Genomic DNA, 18,679 nt, shown 5'->3' with positions numbered 1-18,679 from the left:
CTATTGGTGGCTTGGCTTTAGCCTTTCCAAGCAGGATTTCCACCTGCTAAACTTCACAACCTAAGCTTGGTCGCACCGAAAGTTGAGTTATAAATTCTATCATCTACAAAAATATGACAAAATGACAACTTTATCAGCCATGCTGCCATGGGAGCGCAGTGCGTAGTAGACTATAATAATCCTATCTTTCATAGGGAGGAACGTTTACGATGATTTATTCCGCACTTGCTTCCAGATATGACACCATGAAATATAACCGCTGCGGGCGCAGCGGTCTGAAGTTGCCGGCCATCTCGCTTGGGCTCTGGCATAATTTCGGCGGGATCGACAGCTACGAGAATGGACGCTTGATGGTTAGGAGGGCTTTCGATCTGGGCATTACCCACTTTGATCTTGCCAATAACTACGGCCCTCCTCCGGGCTCGGCGGAGGAAAGCTTCGGCCGGATTCTGAAGAGCGATTTCAGCCCTTACCGGGACGAAATGATTATTTCCACCAAGGCCGGATATCATATGTGGCAGGGGCCTTATGGCGATTGGGGTTCGAAGAAATACCTCGTTTCCAGTCTGGATCAAAGCCTGAAACGGATGGGGCTGGAATATGTGGATATCTTCTATCATCACCGCCCGGACCCTGACACACCATTGGAAGAAACGATGGCCGCTCTGGATCTTATTGTTCGACAAGGCAAAGCGTTATACGTGGGCATTTCCAACTACAAGCCACAGGAAACGAAAGAAGCTGCGACCATTCTTCGCGAATTGGGAACTCCCTGCCTGATCCACCAGCCGAACTACTCCATGATGTCACGCTGGATTGAAGATGGGCTGCAGGATGTGCTGGAGGAAGAAGGGATAGGCTCTATCGTCTTCTCTCCACTTGAAAAAGGCCTGCTGACAGACCGTTATCTGAACGGGATCGCACCGGATTCCCGCGCAGCCGGACCGAGTGTCTTCCTGAAGAAGGAGGATATCAGCGAAGAGCGCATTGCCAAGATCCGCAAGCTGAATGATCTTGCTGCCGCAAGGGGGCAGAAGCTATCGCAGATGGCCCTGGCCTGGGTGCTGCGCGGGGGCCGAGTCACTTCCGCCTTGATCGGCGCCAGCAAGGTTTCACAGATCGAGGATGCTGTCGGCGCACTGAGCAATCTTGAATTTACGGAGCAGGAATTAAGAAGCATTGATGAGATCATTCTTTGATGTAGTAGTTATACAACACCTGTGTGCCTTTATCTTCATAACCGAGCGCGTATAACCGCTCGTAAATGGAATGTGCCAGGGCCAGCCCGGGCGTGTCCAGCTTCATTTCTTTGGCTGACTCCAGGGCGATGCCCATATCCTTGATAAAATGCTTCACAAAGAAGCCTGGTTCAAAATCTCCGGCGATCATGCGCGGGCCGAGATTGCTGAGCGACCAGCTCCCGGCAGCTCCGGTCCCGATGCTGCCCAGTACGGCAGCCGGATCAAGTCCGGAGGTTTTGGCATAGGCCAGAGCCTCGCATACCCCCAGCATATTGGAGGCAATAGCGATCTGATTGCACATTTTTGTGTGCTGGCCCGCGCCTGCCGGCCCTTGCAGGACGATATTGCTGCCCATCTGCTCCAGGATGGGCAGCACTGTATTAAAATCCTCGTCGCTTCCGCCCACCATAATGGACAGCGTCCCGTTGCGGGCGCCGATATCTCCGCCGGATACAGGCGCATCCAGCGCATGCAAACCCTTGGCAGCGGCAGCTTCATGAATACGGACAGCCAGCTGCGGACTGGAGGTGGTCATATCGATCAAGTAAGCGCCGGGCGCAGCACGCTCAATCAATCCGTCCTTTCCGAGATAGATGTCTTCCACATCTTGCGGATAACCGACCATCGTAATTATGACACGCGATGCTGCGGCCAGACTGCCAGGGGAATCATGCCATACCGCCCCCTGCTTAACCACTTCCTCCGCCTTGGAGGCTGTCCGTGTGTATACATGAAGCGGGTAGCCCGCTTCCCTGATATGTGAAGCCATGCTTTTGCCCATGACACCAATGCCTATAAATCCTACCGCCGTATTTTCCGGTGAAAGCTGCATCCTTTTTTTCCTCCCTGCCAAAATATGTTGTTCATCCGAACTATCTTCCATTTATGATCTGAGTGACTTCCGGAACTGGTTTGGCGACATATTCACAAAACGCTGAAACGCACGGTTCAGATTCCGCTCCGAATATCCCACCCTTTCGGCAATTTCGGTGATCGTATAGTCCGTGTCCTTCAATAGCTGCTTCGCCTGCTGAACCTTGAAATTCATTAAGTATTCGATAAATGCGATTCCCGTTTCCTTTTTAAAAAGACGGCTTAAGTATGAAGGGCTAACCTCCACGATTTCCGCGCATTCCGTTAATGTAGGCGTACAATGCGGATGGCTCGCAATATAGCTGCACACCCGCTGCACGATCAGACGTGACGATTTACTGCGGATTTCGCTGCCGATCTCCTGCACAAGCGGAAACAGCGCGCCGATAAACCAGTCATGCATTTCACGGGATGTCTGGTTTTCCTTCAACTGATCAAACAGGTTCACCTTCAGCAGTTCCCGGAATCCCGGCCCTTTGTCCTCCACGGATTGAATAATGGCCGAGAGCAGCACATGATAGCACTGCATCATGATGTCATATGAGTCCGAAGAACGGGCGATCCTGGAGAATTCACGCAGTTCGGCCTCCGCCCGCTCCGGTTCGCCATTCCACAAAGCCTCCACAATTCCGATTTCCTTCTCCCGCGGATAGATGAAAACCGGATTTCGCTCGATAGAGATCATATCTTCATAAAACAATACGTCCTCCGTGTCCAGGAACAGACGGTACTGCAGGGCCAGCTGCGCCTCCCTGAACGATTCCGCCGCCACTATAAGCCCGCCCGGCCGTCCGACGCCCACTGCCGCCGGAAAGGACAGGAAGCGCTCCAGCGATTTGTGAATCTCCTCTGCATAACGACTTACACGCTGCCGGATTTCCCGCGCAGACAGCTCAGTGTCGAATCGCAGCAGAGCCACGGAATCACGGTCATCGATATCGACGATATAACCGTCGAGGCTGCCGCTTTGATCAAGCAGCTCGGCCATGACATTTTTAACCGCAAACACAATGACCGGCCCTTCACTCGGCAAAAAGCGCTTTTTTCTCACCATGTTTTCAACCTTCACCACAAGCACGAGAAACTGCCCGGATAACGGGATTTGATATTTGGCACAACCCTCTTCCAACGTGGACCTGCTCCAGGATGCGCCGGACAGCAGAAGTCTCTGCAAAAAACGGTCACGCAGGTCCGGCTGCATGCGGCGGATGTAACTGTTAAGCGACTCGGCCTGCTCATTCAAATAGCTGAGCGAAGAACGGATATATTCAATCTCATTTCCTGCAGGTGGAGATTCGGCTCCGCTTCTGCGCAAATGCTCCCCGTAACGCAGCAGCTGCTGAATCGGATTATACGCCAGGCGTGATGAGAACCAGGTCAGCAATATGCCGACGAGCACAAAAACCGAAACTGACAGCACGATTAATACCTTGATCCATGCGAGCTGGTCAATCATTTCCCGCTCCGGCAGACGGGAAATATACATTCGGCCCATGGACGATTCATAAAAAGCCGCCAGTTCCTTTCCTTCAGCGCCCTGCAGCACAGATTGGCCGGACCGCTCGCCGCTGGCGGCAATTTGCTTGAGCACCGGGTCGCTCAGAGCGGATTGGCCGGACGCGGCAGGCTGAACCGGTCCGCTGCTGTCCAGTAAAACCCCATGATCCGCATCAAGTATCGTGAGCGTCTGCTTCTCCAGACCGACCGAGTAGCTGTTCAGCTGATTCCGCAATGTGGATTCCTTAATGTGTAGAATGACGGCTCCGCGCGGTTTTCCGAGCCCCATCACCGGCAGTCTGCGTACATACGAGATATACCCGGCCCGCCCCGAATCAGGCAGATATGTCCAGTGGCCTCCCTGATTTCCTGCGAGAGCCGCCTCAATATCCCGTTTGCCGTAAAAGTCCTTCAGCCTCGCAAGCCCGTAATAATGGGAGAGCACAAGCTCCGTCCTGGCATCATAAAAAATCATTTCTTCAATTATACTGTTCGTGTTTTTGCTGAGCTGAAACAGCTGCAGCAGCTCCTGCTGAAGCAAATAATCGGTTGCATAGTCTTCTTTCTCCAGCGCTGTCCGGATCAGCGGCCCGCTCGCCAGTTGGAGCGATTCATGCTCGATATTCGTTAAAATGCCTTCCACACGGTCCTTCAACAAACGGAGCGATGCCATATTATTCTCCTGAAACTGTTCGGTCAGCTTGATCATCGAAAAGTGGTAGTAAGCGCTTCCAGCCAGGACAACAGGTATGACGACAGAGATGCATCCCATCCAGATCAGCCGCCGCAAATAACCGTTGACTGAAAAGCAACGGAGCACAAAGGATTTTGCTTTACGCCATTTACGCTGGATGTCATCCTTCATGGATATCGCCTCCGTATCGTGTCAGAACCAGCTGTCCTTATGTCATTACAGCCATTATATCAGGCAGGAAACGCGCACACACTCCCAAATGTCCAGGCGGGGCAGTGTGAACCGGACGCTGCCGTCTTCGTGTATCCCCTCCAGGACACCGCCCCCGATCAGCCGCTCGATCTGTCCGGCCGCGCTTCCCGCAGGCAGCCGGACCTTCACTTCAATATTGTGCAAGGGCAGCGCCGTGGCAAGCGGCCTTCTGCCCGCTCCATTGACCAGATGAATGAGAAGGCTGTTGTCTTTGCGGAACAGCGTCACCTGCAAGCCCTGAAAGGAGGTCACCGTCACCATGGGCTTCCCGTCAAGCAGAAAATGAACGGCGTTGGAGAAAAGCCTATAATGCTCCTCCAGCTTAAATTCGTGAATCAGCTTGCTTAACGAAAATGGAAAATATAACGTTTTTCCGGCACCGTATTCATTCAGAATTGCCAGGGGCAGCTCCGTCCGTACCACGGGCAGTGAAGCCCGTTCGGGCGGCGCACCGACGCTCTCCAGCGGAGAGAACGGTGGCACAAGGGTGGCCAGCACACGCGCCGAATCTCCATCCGGGAAACAGTAAGTGACCTCTCCCCGATGCGGGATCAGCTCGGTTTCCTCCAGCCCGCTCTGCAGCGGATTGCTCTGCCCTTCGAACCGCAGGTAAGAAGCGTATAGATACTCGCTTTCTCCGCCATCACTGGATATGCCCAGCAGATCATGCAGATCATGAAGCCCCTGTCCATGCTCCGGCTCGGGCAGCTTGCCTTCGACCAGAATACAGCCTCCGCCCCGCACATACTCACGCAGTGAATCTATGAAAGCGGGGGAATAACTGCTGCCTTCCGGCAGAAGAAGGAGCTGCTGCCGCTCCGGCTGCAGCTTTTCCGCCTGCTCGGGCAGCAGCACGTGAAACGGAATCTGCTTGTTGATCAGCGCGTCCGCCCAGCCTTCTGCCGAACGGTCCGCATTCCACAGCAGAACAGTCTGCGCTTCCGGCAGTGCGCCATCCATATACGGAGCCACCTTGGCGGCGTTCACATTCAGCTCCCTGACCGTACGGAGGATGCGTTTGTCCGTGATCGTGTCCGGAATGCCGGTCAGCGAATGCCAGATTTGCCCGCCGTTGGCCGGAATCTGCGCCAGCCAGAAGCTGTACTCCGCAGGTGGCAGGCCGGTATGCCGCCAATCCATGCCCGGGCAGGAATGCACGATGCCAAAAGGGTCCGTCCGACCGGGAACTGAACGCCCCACCTTGATGCTGAGCGCCGGCTTCCACGCTTCGGGAATATGTGTATGCCCAAGGGACAGTATATCCTGCGGCTCCGTGCAGAGCATATCGGTGATCTGCAGCCTGTTCTCCAGATGATCCCGGTAAAGGTTATAATATAGGATCATCGGCACCTCGCTGCGGGTTTCCTTGACCGTCCGGTACATCGCCCCCAGATTGTCATCAAAGCAGCGCGCAGGGAAATCAGATTCAAGCTCCGTGGACACTTCCGGCAGTTCCTTGCCGTATAAGTCCCTGTACTTGCGGCGGCAATGGGCGCAGCGGCAAAAGACATAACCGGGAGCGTTGAAAAACACACCATCGATGTCGTAACGTTGCAGCGCTTCTTTCAGCACGGGAACCGCCACGTCTTCATTGCGATATCCGCCATTGATGCAGGTAGACATCAGCAGGGGCCAGGCCCCTGGCCGCTGTGCGCCGATGATGTCGGGGCTGCCGTCCTGTCGGCGCACAAACCAATAAGGACGCTGCAGGCAGACCGAGTCCTCCGCTTTGCTGAAATCAAAGCGGGCGATAAAACGGATGCCATGCTTATGACAGCTCCGGATCATTTCCTGCAGCAGATCCCTGCCCGCGGGTAAATCACTGTTAACCGTATGGAAAGGAACTTCCGACCGGTACCAGGCATAAATACCGCCGGTATTGAACACCATCGCGTTTGCCCCCAGTTCCTTCATCTGGTGCGCCAGCCTCTCCGGATCAATGCGTCCTGTATCCTTCACCTGCATGTTCGGCTGAATGATCCGCAGCGGCTGGTTCCACCACACGCGTTCAGTATTGCTATCGTCAGGCTGCATTACATCGCTCACCCCATCTCTTTTTTAGATTCCTGAAAGTATAAACTTCTTGGTATAAGCTTCCTGGAATCGCAAGAAAAACTACTGCTAAACGCGGTCTGGCTTCTTTGATTTACGTCGATAGACGTTTTTCTTATTGGTTGAATTGCTCATAGGCTTTCGCCATTTCCTGGTACGCATTTTTGATATCAGGCTGATTATTCAAACGATCCACATAGGCGCGGAATTCCTCCATGGTCGACTGTCCGACAATGGCACGCGTGACCATCGTATTGAACTCATCCTGATACTTCGGCCACGTATCGCGCCAGCCGTCGGAGGTGATCACCCGGTAAGGGTCGATCTTTCCGATCTCATCGAAGCTTTCAACTTCTTTGATTTTGGCATCATTGTAGGCCTTGTCTCCCGAAGCGCTGATCACCTTGCCCCATTTGGCGTAGGCCAGCACACCCGCTCCCTTACTTGTGGTGTTAACCTCCTTGATGCCCTGCTCCGTCAATACCTTCTGTCCGTCAACGATGGTATGGTGCGCTCCTTCAATCCCGTAGTAGCCAAAATCCGTCATCTCCTGGGAGGCTGTCATATCAAAATATTTAAGCAGTTGCTTCACCTTTTCCTCAGGTACCTTTTTGGAAATGTAGAATCCACCGGCCACACCGGTTTCCAGAGCAACCGCCGGATCGCCGTTTGGCCCTGTCATGTTCAAATTCAAAATTTCGGCGTTAGGCTGGCCGGATTTCTTCATCGCCTGCTCCCACTCATGATCCCACCAGATCGGGCGGCCATAGGATGCAGCACGGTTCGTCTTGAACAGTTCCTCCGCCTGGCTTTCCTTCATGACTGCATATTCCTTGGACATCAGGCCATCGGCGTACATTCCTCTGAACCATTCGACCATATCCGCATACTGCGGCGTAAGCCCGGGACTCATTAATCCCCCGTCCTTGTCGTAAGTCGGGTTGTAGACCCCGAACCCGGCCTGAAATCCGGCAGGCGCCGAATTGACGTAGAGCAGGCCGACCGTGTCCTTTTGCCCGTTGCCGTCCATGTCGCTGTCCACGATTTTTTTCAGGGCCGCTTTATATTCATCAAACGTCTTTGGCACAGGAATGTTAAGCTTCTTCAGCCAGTCTTTGCGGATTTTGATTCCACCGTCGACCCGGGAGCGGGAACGTGGCACCGCGTAGATTTTGCCATCCACGGACAAATATTTCAAAGCGTCAGGCGCCAGGTTTTTTTTGAGATTCGGGTATTCGCTCATATCCCCCAGAAAGGGTGTCAAATCCCAAAAGGCCCCGTTTTTAATGGCGGTAATGAGCGTGGGCCTGATCGCATTTTGATAAGCCACAACCTCGGGCAGATCACCGGAGGCGAGCAGCAGGTCCAGCTTGGAATCAAGATCGCCCGACGGAACCCATTCGATGTCAAGCTTGCTGTTCGTGCGTTTCTCCCATTCCTTCCAATAGGCATTGTCCATATCCGGTATTTCGTTATATAAGCCGGCAAACATTTTGATGCTTAACCCCCCGTCATCGCCGGCATCCGCTTTCGTTCCTTTCGGATCGGCACCGCCCCCACATCCGGCCACAAGCAGCAGCACCAGCGCCAGGCATACCCACGATACCCAACTGTTCTTCACCTTCATGTCTGTTATCCTCCTTGTATGCATTGCGAGAATACGCTTACATTTATTCTGTTTAAAATGAGACTTACCCTTTAATAGAACCGAGCATGACCCCTTTGGCAAAATGCTTTTGCAAAAACGGATATACCAGCAAAATAGGCAGCATGGCCAGTACAATGGATGCCATCCGGATCGTTTCCTGCGGTACGACGTTTTCATCGCTTGCTCCGGCCTGTGCGACGGCCACCGAATTGGAGTCGATGACAAGTGTCTTGATCAAGAGCTGCAGGGTCCACTTGCTGGAATCCGATAAATAAATAAGTGCGTTAAAATAGGCATTCCAGTGCCCGACCGCAAAAAACAGCGTAAAGGTCGCGATCGCCGGCATCGACAGCGGAATGACGATGCGCATAAACACCTGAAAATCCGTGCAGCCGTCGATTTTGCCCGAGTCCTCAAGCTCCGCAGGAAGCGATTCCAGAAAGCTTTTGATGACGATCAGGCTCCAGGCGTTGGTCAGGTTGGGCCAAATCATGGACCAGTAGGAATTCAGCAGGCCCAGCTCTTTGACGAGCAGATAGTTCGGGACGATGCCCGCACTGAATACGAGCGTAAAAATCACGAGCCCCATCATCCATTTATGGCCTGGCAGCGATTTCTTCGTCAGGCCATAGGCCAGCGTGAACGATACGATCAGATTGAGGATGGTGCCGACCACGGTGATGAACACCGTGCTTTTCAGTGAATTCAGAAAGCTGTTCGTTGATAAAATGTACCGGTACGATTCCAGCGACCATTTTTCGGGAAACAGGTAAAACTTCAGGGGCACATACACCTGCGGATCGGTGAATGACACGCTGAACACGTACAAAAACGGAAAGATGCAGGCCAGCGAAATCAGCATGACCAGACTGTAATTGACCCAATCAAACAGTGTCAACCCCTTCCTGCGTACGACAAAGCTCATGGCTCCTTCCTCCTCTATCATGACACAGATGCATAACGTCCGGCATAATTACCGTTAATATATTCCCTCATGCCCGAGCCTTTTTACGATTCGGTTAGCCAGCACGATCAGCATCAGGCCGACAAGCCCCTTGAACAGTCCCACCGTTACACCAATGCTGATTTTCCCCTGCAAAATGCCGTACGTATAAGAATACGTGTCGAACACCTCGCCCACATTGCGCACCAGCGGGTTCATCATAAGCAGAATCTGCTCAAATCCGGTGTCAAACATGCTTCCCAGACGCAGGATCAGCAGAATGATAATGGTGGGGCGAATAGCTGGCAGTGTGATATGCCAGATTTGCCGGAAGCGTCCTGCTCCGTCCACTACTGCGGCTTCATAACGCTGTGGGTCCACCCCGGCCATGGCCGCCAGAAAGATGATGGTGCCCCAGCCCGCCTCCTTCCACATTACCTGTGCCGTCAGCAGGCCCCAAAAATAGTTGGGATCGGATAAAAACGAGATCGTTTCGCCGCCGTTTGCGGCAATGAGCTTATTCACAATGCCCACGTCCGTGGAGAGCAGAAAGAACGTCATGCTCGCCACCACAACCCAGGAGAGGAAGTGGGGCAAATATACGATGGACTGATTGAAGCGCTTGAACGATTCATGCCGGATTTCGTTCAGCATCAGCGCAAGCAAAATCGGCAGCGGGAATTGGAAAACGAGCGCAATGATATTAATAGCCAGTGTATTGCGCAGCATGATATAAAAGCTCGAGTTGGCGAAGAGATCAGCGAAATGCTTGACTCCCACCCATTCACTGCCCGTAAAGCCGAGAAACGGGTTGTAATCTTTAAACGCCAGCAGCAGGCCCCACATCGGAGCGATCTTGAAAATCAGAAAAAAGAGCAGGCCCGGCAGCACGAGCAGGTAAATGGTGCGGTGCTTCACGATGCGGGCAAGCAAGCTGCCGGTCCGGTCTTCCTTGGCGTCTTCACGAATGAAAGCCCGCGAGTTCATCATGTTTGATTCCCCTCTTTCACAGCGGCCCCGGCTTCGGGAAATTCAAGCACGACCGCTTCATAACGGTCCAGTTGCGGTACGGTTAAACTGAAGCCCGCTTCACCCTCACCTTTCGCCCGAATGGCTATTTCTTCTCCCGTATGGAGTGAATAGGCGCGTTCCGGCGGCTTGATTCCGTTAAAATGGAATTCCATTCGGTGCATTGGTATCGCTTTCAAATAAGTGGTGCCGTTAAAGCCGGATAAATTGATCAGTTGCAGCAGACAATTCCCGTCAGGCAGGCGGTTGAAGAACAGTTCCACGCTTTCCGGAATATCCGTCTCTACCTTTAGCGGTCCGGTAAAGCTTGTCAGAATGTCCATTACCGCATGTTTGTGATCCTCAAAGCCGTGCTTTGCATACTGGGTTCCGGGATGCCAGGCATAATATACTCCCGCCCCTTCCCCATGGCGGTGAACGATCCCCAGTCCGGAAGACTGGCTGGTGCTGTGGCCGTACGCACGCTCGGGCGGCCCAAACGTCGAAGGCTCTACATAAGGCATGAGGCTGACGGCCTCATCCGGATCGAAAACCATACGTGCAAGGCCGGTGCTTGCCGTAATCCAGTGACGATCCTTCAGGCTGGGAAAACGCTGCTCATCCGACACGTCCAGATAACCGGCCAACCGGCTGTCTGTGCTGCCCGTATATGAAGCCTCAAACAAGGCGGACAAGGTCTCCTCGTCTTCGAGAAAGCTGCAGCCCGTCGCCAGTATGGATACGCCCTGCCGCTGCAGATTGCGCAGAATGTCCCGCAAACCGGCGTCTGCCTGCTTCAGGCCCGGCAGAAGGATGACCTTGGCCCCGGCAAGCACTGCCTGCTTCGCCGGAATCTGCTCCTCCACGATGGTGTCGAACAGCACATGCGACTCCTTCAGCATTTTGAACAAACCCTTATACTCCTTGGCAGCTTCCGGCGCTGCGGGCTTGATCAGCACAACATCCGCCATTGAGATCAGGTTGCCGAAGACATCTTCATGCTCGGCGTGAAAGCGGAACACCTCTTGCACGGCAGGGAAGCATTTCCGGTCCGGGTAGTCTGCAAAGGCGCCGATAATGCAAAAATCCAGGCCGGAGCCATTCGCTATATTTTGATAGAGCCGGATTTCATTCTCCTGCGGGGACACCCCTGTAAAACGGTAGGTCAGATCGATCGCATTGATGCTGCAGTTGCTGACCAGCTTGTCGTCCCAGCTCTGTTCAACCGATGCCACATTCTCCGATGCGGAGTATAGCCACAGCGGGTAAGGACGGGTCAGCGACGTGTTGGATTCCTTGCGCACAATATCGACCATGTACGGATGATATGTGCTGATGGCGACATCCGGCCGTTTGGCTTTCACAAAATGATGGATTTTGGCAAGAATGTCACGGGAGGTTTGTTCCTGAAACTTGCGGTACACCTGATGCAGCGCATGCCCTGGTCCTGTGTAGTCCGCAAGTTCCTCACCGCACAGCTCCCTGAAGCGGCGGATACAGTTGCCGCAGTAACAGGGACCGTAATGATTGCCGCTGTAATCCCAGTGCTGATATCCGAACATGTTGAAGAAAATGCCGTCCACCTCGTAGCGGTTCAGCACCTCGCCGATGCTTGCCAGCGATTTCTCCTGCTGGTATTCTCCGTTCAGACAAGTATGAACGATACCAAAATAATTGACCTCGCGCCCTTCCCGGTCCCGGTAAAACCATTCCGGGTGCTTGGCAAAAAGCGATTCATGCGCCTTGCTGAAATCAAATCTTGCGATCACCCGTATGTTATGGGCGTACGCCTGGGTGATGACCTCTCCCAGCAAATCCTTTTTCAAATAAGGTGTTACCACCTGGTGCTCCAGGCCGGACGGGTAAAAAGCGAAAATCCCTCCCGCATTGATCATCAATGTGTTTGCACGGAATTGCTGCAGCTCTTCCATTAAAAGCCCGACATCCAGATCCGCGTCCGTTTCACGGAGATTGTTCTGAATCAGGCGCAGCTTGTTTGCTGTCCACCAGCTCATGCGTTTCATCCTCCCTCTGGCTGCGATACCTTCACTCTATACCTGACATTTCAGGCAGAACAGGGACATTTTTTGCTTCAGACCTGCAGGCAAAAATTGTCCGTCATACAGATTGCGGAGAACAGCCGAATCCTTATGCTGCAGCAGCAGAGCCACTGCTTGCCGGACCATAAGCAGAGGACGTGAAGGACAAAAAATGTCCGAAGTAACCCACAGTACCGTTGATCCGGCACAGGACTACTTGCAGTACTGATCCTTTCAGATTTCCGCGAAAGCTCAGGTTTTCAAGCCGATCGTGCGTCCGCCGGAAATCTAACGGGTGTAGCAGCTGCTATTTTACGAAAAAAGACCTTTTTCAAACTCTAACGGTCGTGATCGACGTTATTTGCCTTAATCTAGACGAAAATACCCCGATCAAGCGAAATAGGCGCCGTGGCAACCACTAAAATTTGAATTCAACGTTCTTGGAACCAATAGCGGTTGTGGTAACCGTTAGAATAGTTTTGTGGTTAGAAATGTACCTTGTAAAATTTGTTGCAACGCTAGTGGTAAAAAAAACAGGTATTTCTCACAATTAACGTCGATCCAGTCCGTGAAAACTCTCAGAATAGACTTGGGACAGACACATATTGAAGAAGCTATCCCTCCAAAGTTATCGTGTATGCTTACTCCCCATTTAAACGTCGAATAAAGTAGAGACAGCGACAGCGGCCCAATGAAGAGAGAATATACACCAAAAAAAGGCCATAGAGCGGGAAAAAGAGCGAGTATTGGTGGAACTGGCCACCGCTACTCGCTCTTTTCAATCATAAATAGTTATTTTCGTAATCGAGGTTGCTTGCTGTCATTCGAGCCCCCATTTACGGATGGACTTCTTTTTTCACTTTCCTTTTTACTCTATAACGTACCCGATTATTGAATCGTGATCTGCTGAGCCGTCGAACTGGTCGCGCCTTGATCATCCGTCACGGTCAGCTCAACCTGAAATGTTCCTCTCCGGTCGAATTTATGCTTGGCCGTGACACCGGATGCCGTATCGCCATCCCCAAAATTCCAGCGGTAGCGTATGATTTTCCCATCCTCGTCATAAGATGCGCTGGCGTCGAACTGCACTCTCTCCTTCCTTGCGGCTGAAGCTGGGAGGACAAAGGAAGCAACCGGCTTCTTATTCACGGACGGTTCTTCCGGCTCCTGGGGCTCTCCTGGCTCTTCTTCCCCGGCTCCCGCCACGTACAGCTTGCCCGGTGTCTCAATTTCCGTTTCATTCCCGGCGCTGTCCCGGACGGTGATGACAATCACTCCACCATCCAGCACCAGGGAAGCGGGCGTCGTATAAGAGCCCTCATAATGCCCGGCTGAGGTTTCGAGCAGCGGGATTCCCGTCCGTTCTGTCGAGCTGACCGAGAGCGGAAGCTCTATACGGAAGGATGCGTCCAGTCCCGGTTCGCTGTCGAAGGAGACCGCAACTGTTTCTCCGGAAGTGATACGCACATCCTCTGCCGGTGACAAATTCCCGATTTCCGGCAGAGATCGATTCACCACGATGCTTCGCGTAACGGCGGTTGTATTGCCGGCCAGATCGGCTGCCTCTACAGTCACCGGATTCTCGCCGCTATCCAGGAGAATGCGCTGGCTGAAGCTGCCGTCGCTGTTAATGCTCACCTCTGAACCGTTCACCGTAACCGTGCCTGGATGCTCATCAAGTACGGTGCCTGTTACCGTAAAATCCCCGGCATTGGTTTGTTCCCCGTCTTCAGGGGAGATGATCGTGACGACAGGAGCCTCCTGATCCAATGTAATGACGACCGGCTCCGAACGGTCCGTCGTGCCGCCGCCATAGACGGCAGCCTGAACGGTCAGCGCATTCGGACCGGCATGAAGCTCCACAGGCAGGCTGAACTGCTTGTTCTCCACGATGGCCGTTCCGGCCGGTTCATCGTCGTTAAACAACTGGATCTCCACGCCATCTGCCGGAGAAGTCCCCGTTACCGTAAGCTGTGCTTCATTGGTATACGTATCGGTGACCGGAGTGGAGATCACCGGAACCGGAACTGAATTTTTGACAATAGCCCTGATCATATAGTTGCCGTCGTCCTCGGGAGCAGGAGACCAGGAACCGCTGACGCGATACCAGCTGCGCAGGGCATTGGGACCGTTCTCGTCTGTTGCAAGTCCCGGTGCCGACAGACCAGCTAGGGTCTGAATGTACACAATGTAGAAGTCGCCTTCCACGATAACCGGATCAGGGATGTCCACCGTTGTCCACTCTCCATTGCGAAGCGCCGTGCCGTCATATGGTCCGGCAAGCAGGCGTCCCGGACTTCCTTCCTCACCGGATGCGTCATACACCGCATACTGGAATGCCGTCCCGCCCGGTATAGGCCACGACGTATCCCAGAAACGGAAGGATGCTCCTGTAACCTGAACGGTATCCGTTTCAGGCGTCATCCGGACCGCCCAGGCATTATTCGCTGCATTAAATGAGTGGGCGTTCTCTGGTGTTCCGTCATCATAGGCAATTTCACCCGCATAACCGATGAACGGTTTCAGCGCTGCCGATGCATCTACAGTTTCACCACCTGGCACATCAACAGTAAATGAAGTACTGAAATAGTCATGCGCGCTGATCGCCAGCGTATAGCTTCCTTCCAGCACATCCAGGGCAAATGAGCCGTCTGCTTCCGTGCGCGCCGGTGCCACATTGGCATCCTCAAGCACGGTTACCGTTGCGCCGACAATCGGTTCGCCCGTGACTTCATTCGTCAGCACGCCATGGATAAAGCCTTCCGGAATCTCTTCCAGGCTGAAATTTACGCGTGTCGGAGCCTCATTCGAGATCGTCACCTGTTTCGTTTGCGGATAGTATCCATACGCCTCCGCCTTCAGCGTAAAATCGCCGGAAGCATGAAGCATGCTGTACCGCCCTGTGGCCGAATCGGTCTTCACGGAGCGCTGCGTCTCCAGCACGGTTACGGTAGCGCTGGCCGGCAGGCTTTGCAGGCTGATGCCTCCAGCCTCTTCCGCCGGTGTTTTGGCCTGGGATTGTTTGAAATCCGTGCTGCTGGTAACCGAAATTTTGAACAAAGGAGTAATATCAGCCGCTTTTTCCTTATCGGATGCACGATCAAAGGTAATACTTTCCGTATCCTCAATACCCGCTGGAGCACCAACCACCCGGAAGTCGTCAATATACCAGCCTGCTCTTACAACAGAGCTGTCAGTCTCAACGCGGAAGCGGAATTTCACTTCACTTCCGGTATATCCGTCCAGATTGTAATACACCGGACTCCACTGTTTGCCTCTGTTACTGTCCGAGAACTGTCCCAGAACAGACCAGGATTGTCCATCATCATTTGAAATCTCAACATATCCGTGGTCATAACCGGTCTCCAGTTCAAACCAATGGTTAAAGAATAAGACTGCGTCATCAATTTCGGTCAGATCGACAGTCGGGGAATACAGTGAGAAATCGGCGCTGTTTTCATAATTGCTGTCCAGATCGGTCCCCCACACATTCGGCTCCGATACTGCGCTCGCAGGACCAAATTCAGGAATTCCTCGTTCCCATTCGTCCCTCGTCCCCGAATGTGTCCAGCCGTTATCCGACGGTCCGTCAAAGGAATCACTGTACAAGATAGGAGGAACCTGGACGGACACAACCGCCTCATTGGACAAATCGCTCAAATTGCCGCTGTAATCCTCGGCAGCAACCGCATAATAGTACGTTGCTTCTCCTACGGATAACGCATCGGTAAATGTCAATCCGGAAGTAATTCCGATCTGTTCATAATCGTTGTTATCATAGGTGGAGCGCAACACGCTGTACTGTTTCACATCCTCATCCGCCGGAGCTGTCCAGTTAAGCTTCACATTGCCTATCGGATCGGCCGTGGCCGTTAACCCCTCTGGAGGACCCGGCGGCGTATCATCAGGGAGTTGTACAGAGAAGTCGTCAAGGTACCAGCCCTCTCTCTGTGTAGATGTATCGCTCGTCAGGTTGAACATGACATAGACATGCTGCCCCGCATAAGGCTGCAGATCCACATATTGTGTAACCCATCCCCCGCTGCTGCCCGTAAAGGTCATCACAGGCTCAAAGGCATAGTCGCTGTCATCCGATGCAATGTAGAGCGTAACTTCGTCCATATTTTGCTCAAGATCATACCATTGCTTGAAGCTCAGGAGTGCGCCTTCCGAGCTTTCGGTGAGATCAATCGGGGGTGCCGCCAGATAAGCGTTCGCATTGGCCTTGTATGTTCCTTCAAGATTAGTGGCAAATACCTTATCCCCCGAGTAAGCTGATTCCGGGCCGCTCTCCGGCTTCCCCCATGCCCATGTGCTGTTTTGTCCGCCGCTGTTAAAGCCCTGGACGTCCGCCTCAAAATCCTGAACATACCCGGGCACAACACCTGAAGACACAGGCACTTGATAGACAGGAGAGCTGAAGCCGTTATTCCCGTAATCATTAACCCGGATATAATAATCGACGCCTTCAGTCTCGACAAGAAACTGGGGAATGGTGCCCACGTATGTACCATCCTTGCTGTCGCCCGCCGCCCGTTCCATAGGCACATATACGTAATGCTCCGTCCCGCTGGTTTTCGCATAAAGCTCAACTGCAGTAACTCCGATATTATCCGTTACCTGAGCGGTAATGGGGATATCCACTCCTTTATATGCGGCAGCTACAGGTGTATGGTGCAGCACCGGCTCCTCCAGATCGTCCCCGCCTGTAACCACTCTGCCAGACACCGATCCCAGTTCATCCGCCACCGAGCTCACCGCATTCAAGGCATTAATAATACCGTACCCGTACCCGTTGTTAGGCGCAGAAGGGAATTGGCTGTCTGTGCGCGGCAGCGCAGAATTCATAATAATTCCCTCAAGATCATCCACGGTCAGTGAATGATTGGCCTGCAGCAGAAGCGCGGCAAGTGCGGTTGTATGCGGCCCCGCCATGGATGTTCCGCTATTCAGCGCGTATCCGCCACCAGGCACGGAAGAGCGGACATTTACACCGGGCGCGGAAACCTCCGGCTTGATTTCACCATATGGAGACGGCCCCTGCAGAGAGAAATCCGCCAGATTTTCATCGATATCCGTCGCTCCTGTGGCGAACGATTCAGGATAATTGGCCGGATTCGCTACCGAGCCGGGCCCTCCTTCAATTCCTCGGCTTGGATCTGTATTGCCTGCCGAAAATTCGGGAAAGATTTGCGCATCCCGCCACGCCTGCACTATCGGCCGGAACCATTCGTCCATCCCGGGGCCGCCGCCCCATGAGTTGTTGATGACATCGGGAGCCATCTCCGGGTGCAGATTGCCCTCGGAGTCGACAGGGGCAAGCAGCCATTGCCCGCCTTCCAGAATAATGGCATCGCTGGTGGACGGATTGAAAATCCGCACGGCAATCCACTTGGCTCCAGGCGCAACACCGATATGATGTTGCCCGGTTTCCTCGGCCCCGACCATCGTACCCATCGTATGCGTCCCATGGCCGTTCGTATCTGCCGGCAGATCAGCACCGCTATGAGGATCGAACCAGCTCAGCTCAGGATCTGTAATATTGCCTGCCGCATCATATCCACGCCACTTGCTGCTCAGTGCAGGGTGGGAGAGTTCTACCCCGGTATCCATATTGGCTACCACGATTCCCGTACCATCAATGCCTTTTTCCCATACTTCGGGCGCATTGATCTGAGCAATATTCCACTCCACCGTCTCGGGGTCCACCTCAGTGGTTTTTGCTCCAGCCGAATCAACAGCTGAAATACGATCCTCATCCAGTACAGCCGGTGCTCCTTCTGCGGAGCCCGCTGTTCTCTTGGTATCAGCCTCAGCCTCCGTTTCGTCTTTGATTTCGGCCGTGCCGGGAGCCGGGGCATGCAAATACCGCGTTTCGTTCGGCAAAATTTTCTCCACTTCCGGCTGCAGGGCGATTTGCTCCATCACTTCCTTGGTGCTCGTAACCGCCATGGAGTTCACGATAAAGAAGCTTTTATATTCCTGAACGCTTCCCTTGGCCTGCTCCTTCTGCAAAAATTCCTCCAATCCGTACTGCGTGCGGGAAGCCGTCTCACGAAGCGAACTGACTACGGAGCTTCTTACGGAAAGCTTCGCTGCAGACGGGGTTTCACGCGCCAGCGTCGATCTCTGCAAGGCCTTCTGGGATACGGCCGCGGTGTCAGTTTGTTCCTTCATTTTGACCAGATAAGTCACGAATTTGTCATCTTCAAACTGCTGTGTCAGCTTGGGAGCAACCTTCGGTTCGACCGCAGCAGCCGAGGAACCGGATTTCATGCTCAGATAAGGACTTGCGGGCGTCTCGGCATAAGCCGGCTGTATAAACGTAAATGTCATGAGGATGGCCATTCCAATGGTAAAGGGCTTGTTTCTTTTACGGAATTTAAACAAACTTCTCCACTCCTTTTACTCGGATTATGACGAATGACATGT

At 53.3% G+C, this 18,679-nt stretch carries 9 protein-coding genes; 1 reads left to right on the top strand and 8 read right to left on the bottom strand.

Features of this window, described 5'->3' with window-relative positions; all coding sequences use genetic code 11:
• The first annotated feature begins 209 nt into the window (after nucleotides 1–209).
• Nucleotides 210–1,199: an L-glyceraldehyde 3-phosphate reductase gene (gene mgrA / locus ACI1P2_RS29105; RefSeq protein ID WP_355326646.1), complete on the top strand. Its 990-nt coding sequence runs from the start codon at nucleotides 210–212 to the stop codon at nucleotides 1,197–1,199.
• Here mgrA and ACI1P2_RS29100 read toward each other — a convergent pair.
• From ACI1P2_RS29100 to ACI1P2_RS29065, 8 genes are all read right to left on the bottom strand, one after another.
• Nucleotides 1,189–2,124: an NAD(P)-dependent oxidoreductase gene (locus ACI1P2_RS29100; protein WP_355326643.1), complete on the bottom strand. Its 936-nt coding sequence runs from the start codon at nucleotides 2,122–2,124 to the stop codon at nucleotides 1,189–1,191. The two genes, mgrA and ACI1P2_RS29100, sit on opposite strands and share 11 nt — an antisense overlap.
• A complete protein-coding gene (locus tag ACI1P2_RS29095; protein WP_355326640.1) occupies nucleotides 2,125–4,476 on the bottom strand; it encodes a helix-turn-helix domain-containing protein in 2,352 nt (783 codons plus the stop codon).
• A gap of 54 nt (nucleotides 4,477–4,530) precedes the next feature.
• Entirely contained in the window at nucleotides 4,531–6,603 is a 2,073-nt protein-coding gene (locus tag ACI1P2_RS29090; RefSeq protein ID WP_355326637.1) for a family 10 glycosylhydrolase, read from the bottom strand.
• A gap of 121 nt (nucleotides 6,604–6,724) precedes the next feature.
• Nucleotides 6,725–8,236, bottom strand: a complete 1,512-nt coding sequence (locus ACI1P2_RS29085) for a type 2 periplasmic-binding domain-containing protein (protein WP_355326634.1) — start codon at nucleotides 8,234–8,236, stop codon at nucleotides 6,725–6,727.
• A 64-nt stretch (nucleotides 8,237–8,300) separates the two neighbouring features.
• A complete protein-coding gene (locus tag ACI1P2_RS29080) occupies nucleotides 8,301–9,182 on the bottom strand; it encodes a carbohydrate ABC transporter permease (protein WP_355326631.1) in 882 nt (293 codons plus the stop codon).
• Between the two features lie 54 nt (nucleotides 9,183–9,236).
• Nucleotides 9,237–10,190: an ABC transporter permease gene (locus ACI1P2_RS29075; protein ID WP_355326628.1), complete on the bottom strand. Its 954-nt coding sequence runs from the start codon at nucleotides 10,188–10,190 to the stop codon at nucleotides 9,237–9,239.
• A complete protein-coding gene (locus ACI1P2_RS29070; protein ID WP_355326625.1) occupies nucleotides 10,187–12,223 on the bottom strand; it encodes a family 10 glycosylhydrolase in 2,037 nt (678 codons plus the stop codon). Before ACI1P2_RS29070 ends, ACI1P2_RS29075 begins: the two co-directional genes overlap by 4 nt.
• Before the next feature lie 912 nt (nucleotides 12,224–13,135).
• Nucleotides 13,136–18,637 carry a S8 family serine peptidase gene (locus ACI1P2_RS29065; protein WP_355326619.1) on the bottom strand — a complete coding sequence of 1,834 codons (5,502 nt, stop codon included), beginning with the start codon at nucleotides 18,635–18,637 and terminating at the stop codon, nucleotides 13,136–13,138.
• Nucleotides 18,638–18,679 lie beyond the last annotated feature (42 nt).

It is taken from the genome of Paenibacillus jiangxiensis (genome assembly GCF_046098255.1).
GTDB classification, from domain to species: Bacteria; Bacillota; Bacilli; order Paenibacillales; family Paenibacillaceae; genus Paenibacillus; species Paenibacillus jiagnxiensis.
The sequence above is the reverse complement of the archived record's forward strand: the minus strand, read 5'-3'. Positions and strand labels throughout refer to the sequence as shown.

Bases quoted from the DNA above. Each gene is read 5' to 3' on its own strand.
- mgrA (WP_355326646.1), top strand. From the start codon at position 210: ATGATTTATTCCGCACTTGCTTCCAGATATGACACCATGAAATATAAC.
- ACI1P2_RS29100 (WP_355326643.1), bottom strand. From the start codon at position 2,124: ATGGAAGATAGTTCGGATGAACAACATATTTTGGCAGGGAGGAAAAAA.
- ACI1P2_RS29075 (WP_355326628.1), bottom strand. From the start codon at position 10,190: ATGATGAACTCGCGGGCTTTCATTCGTGAAGACGCCAAGGAAGACCGG.
- ACI1P2_RS29085 (WP_355326634.1), bottom strand. From the start codon at position 8,236: ATGAAGGTGAAGAACAGTTGGGTATCGTGGGTATGCCTGGCGCTGGTG.
- ACI1P2_RS29070 (WP_355326625.1), bottom strand. From the start codon at position 12,223: ATGAGCTGGTGGACAGCAAACAAGCTGCGCCTGATTCAGAACAATCTC.
- ACI1P2_RS29095 (WP_355326640.1), bottom strand. From the start codon at position 4,476: ATGAAGGATGACATCCAGCGTAAATGGCGTAAAGCAAAATCCTTTGTG.
- ACI1P2_RS29080 (WP_355326631.1), bottom strand. From the start codon at position 9,182: ATGAGCTTTGTCGTACGCAGGAAGGGGTTGACACTGTTTGATTGGGTC.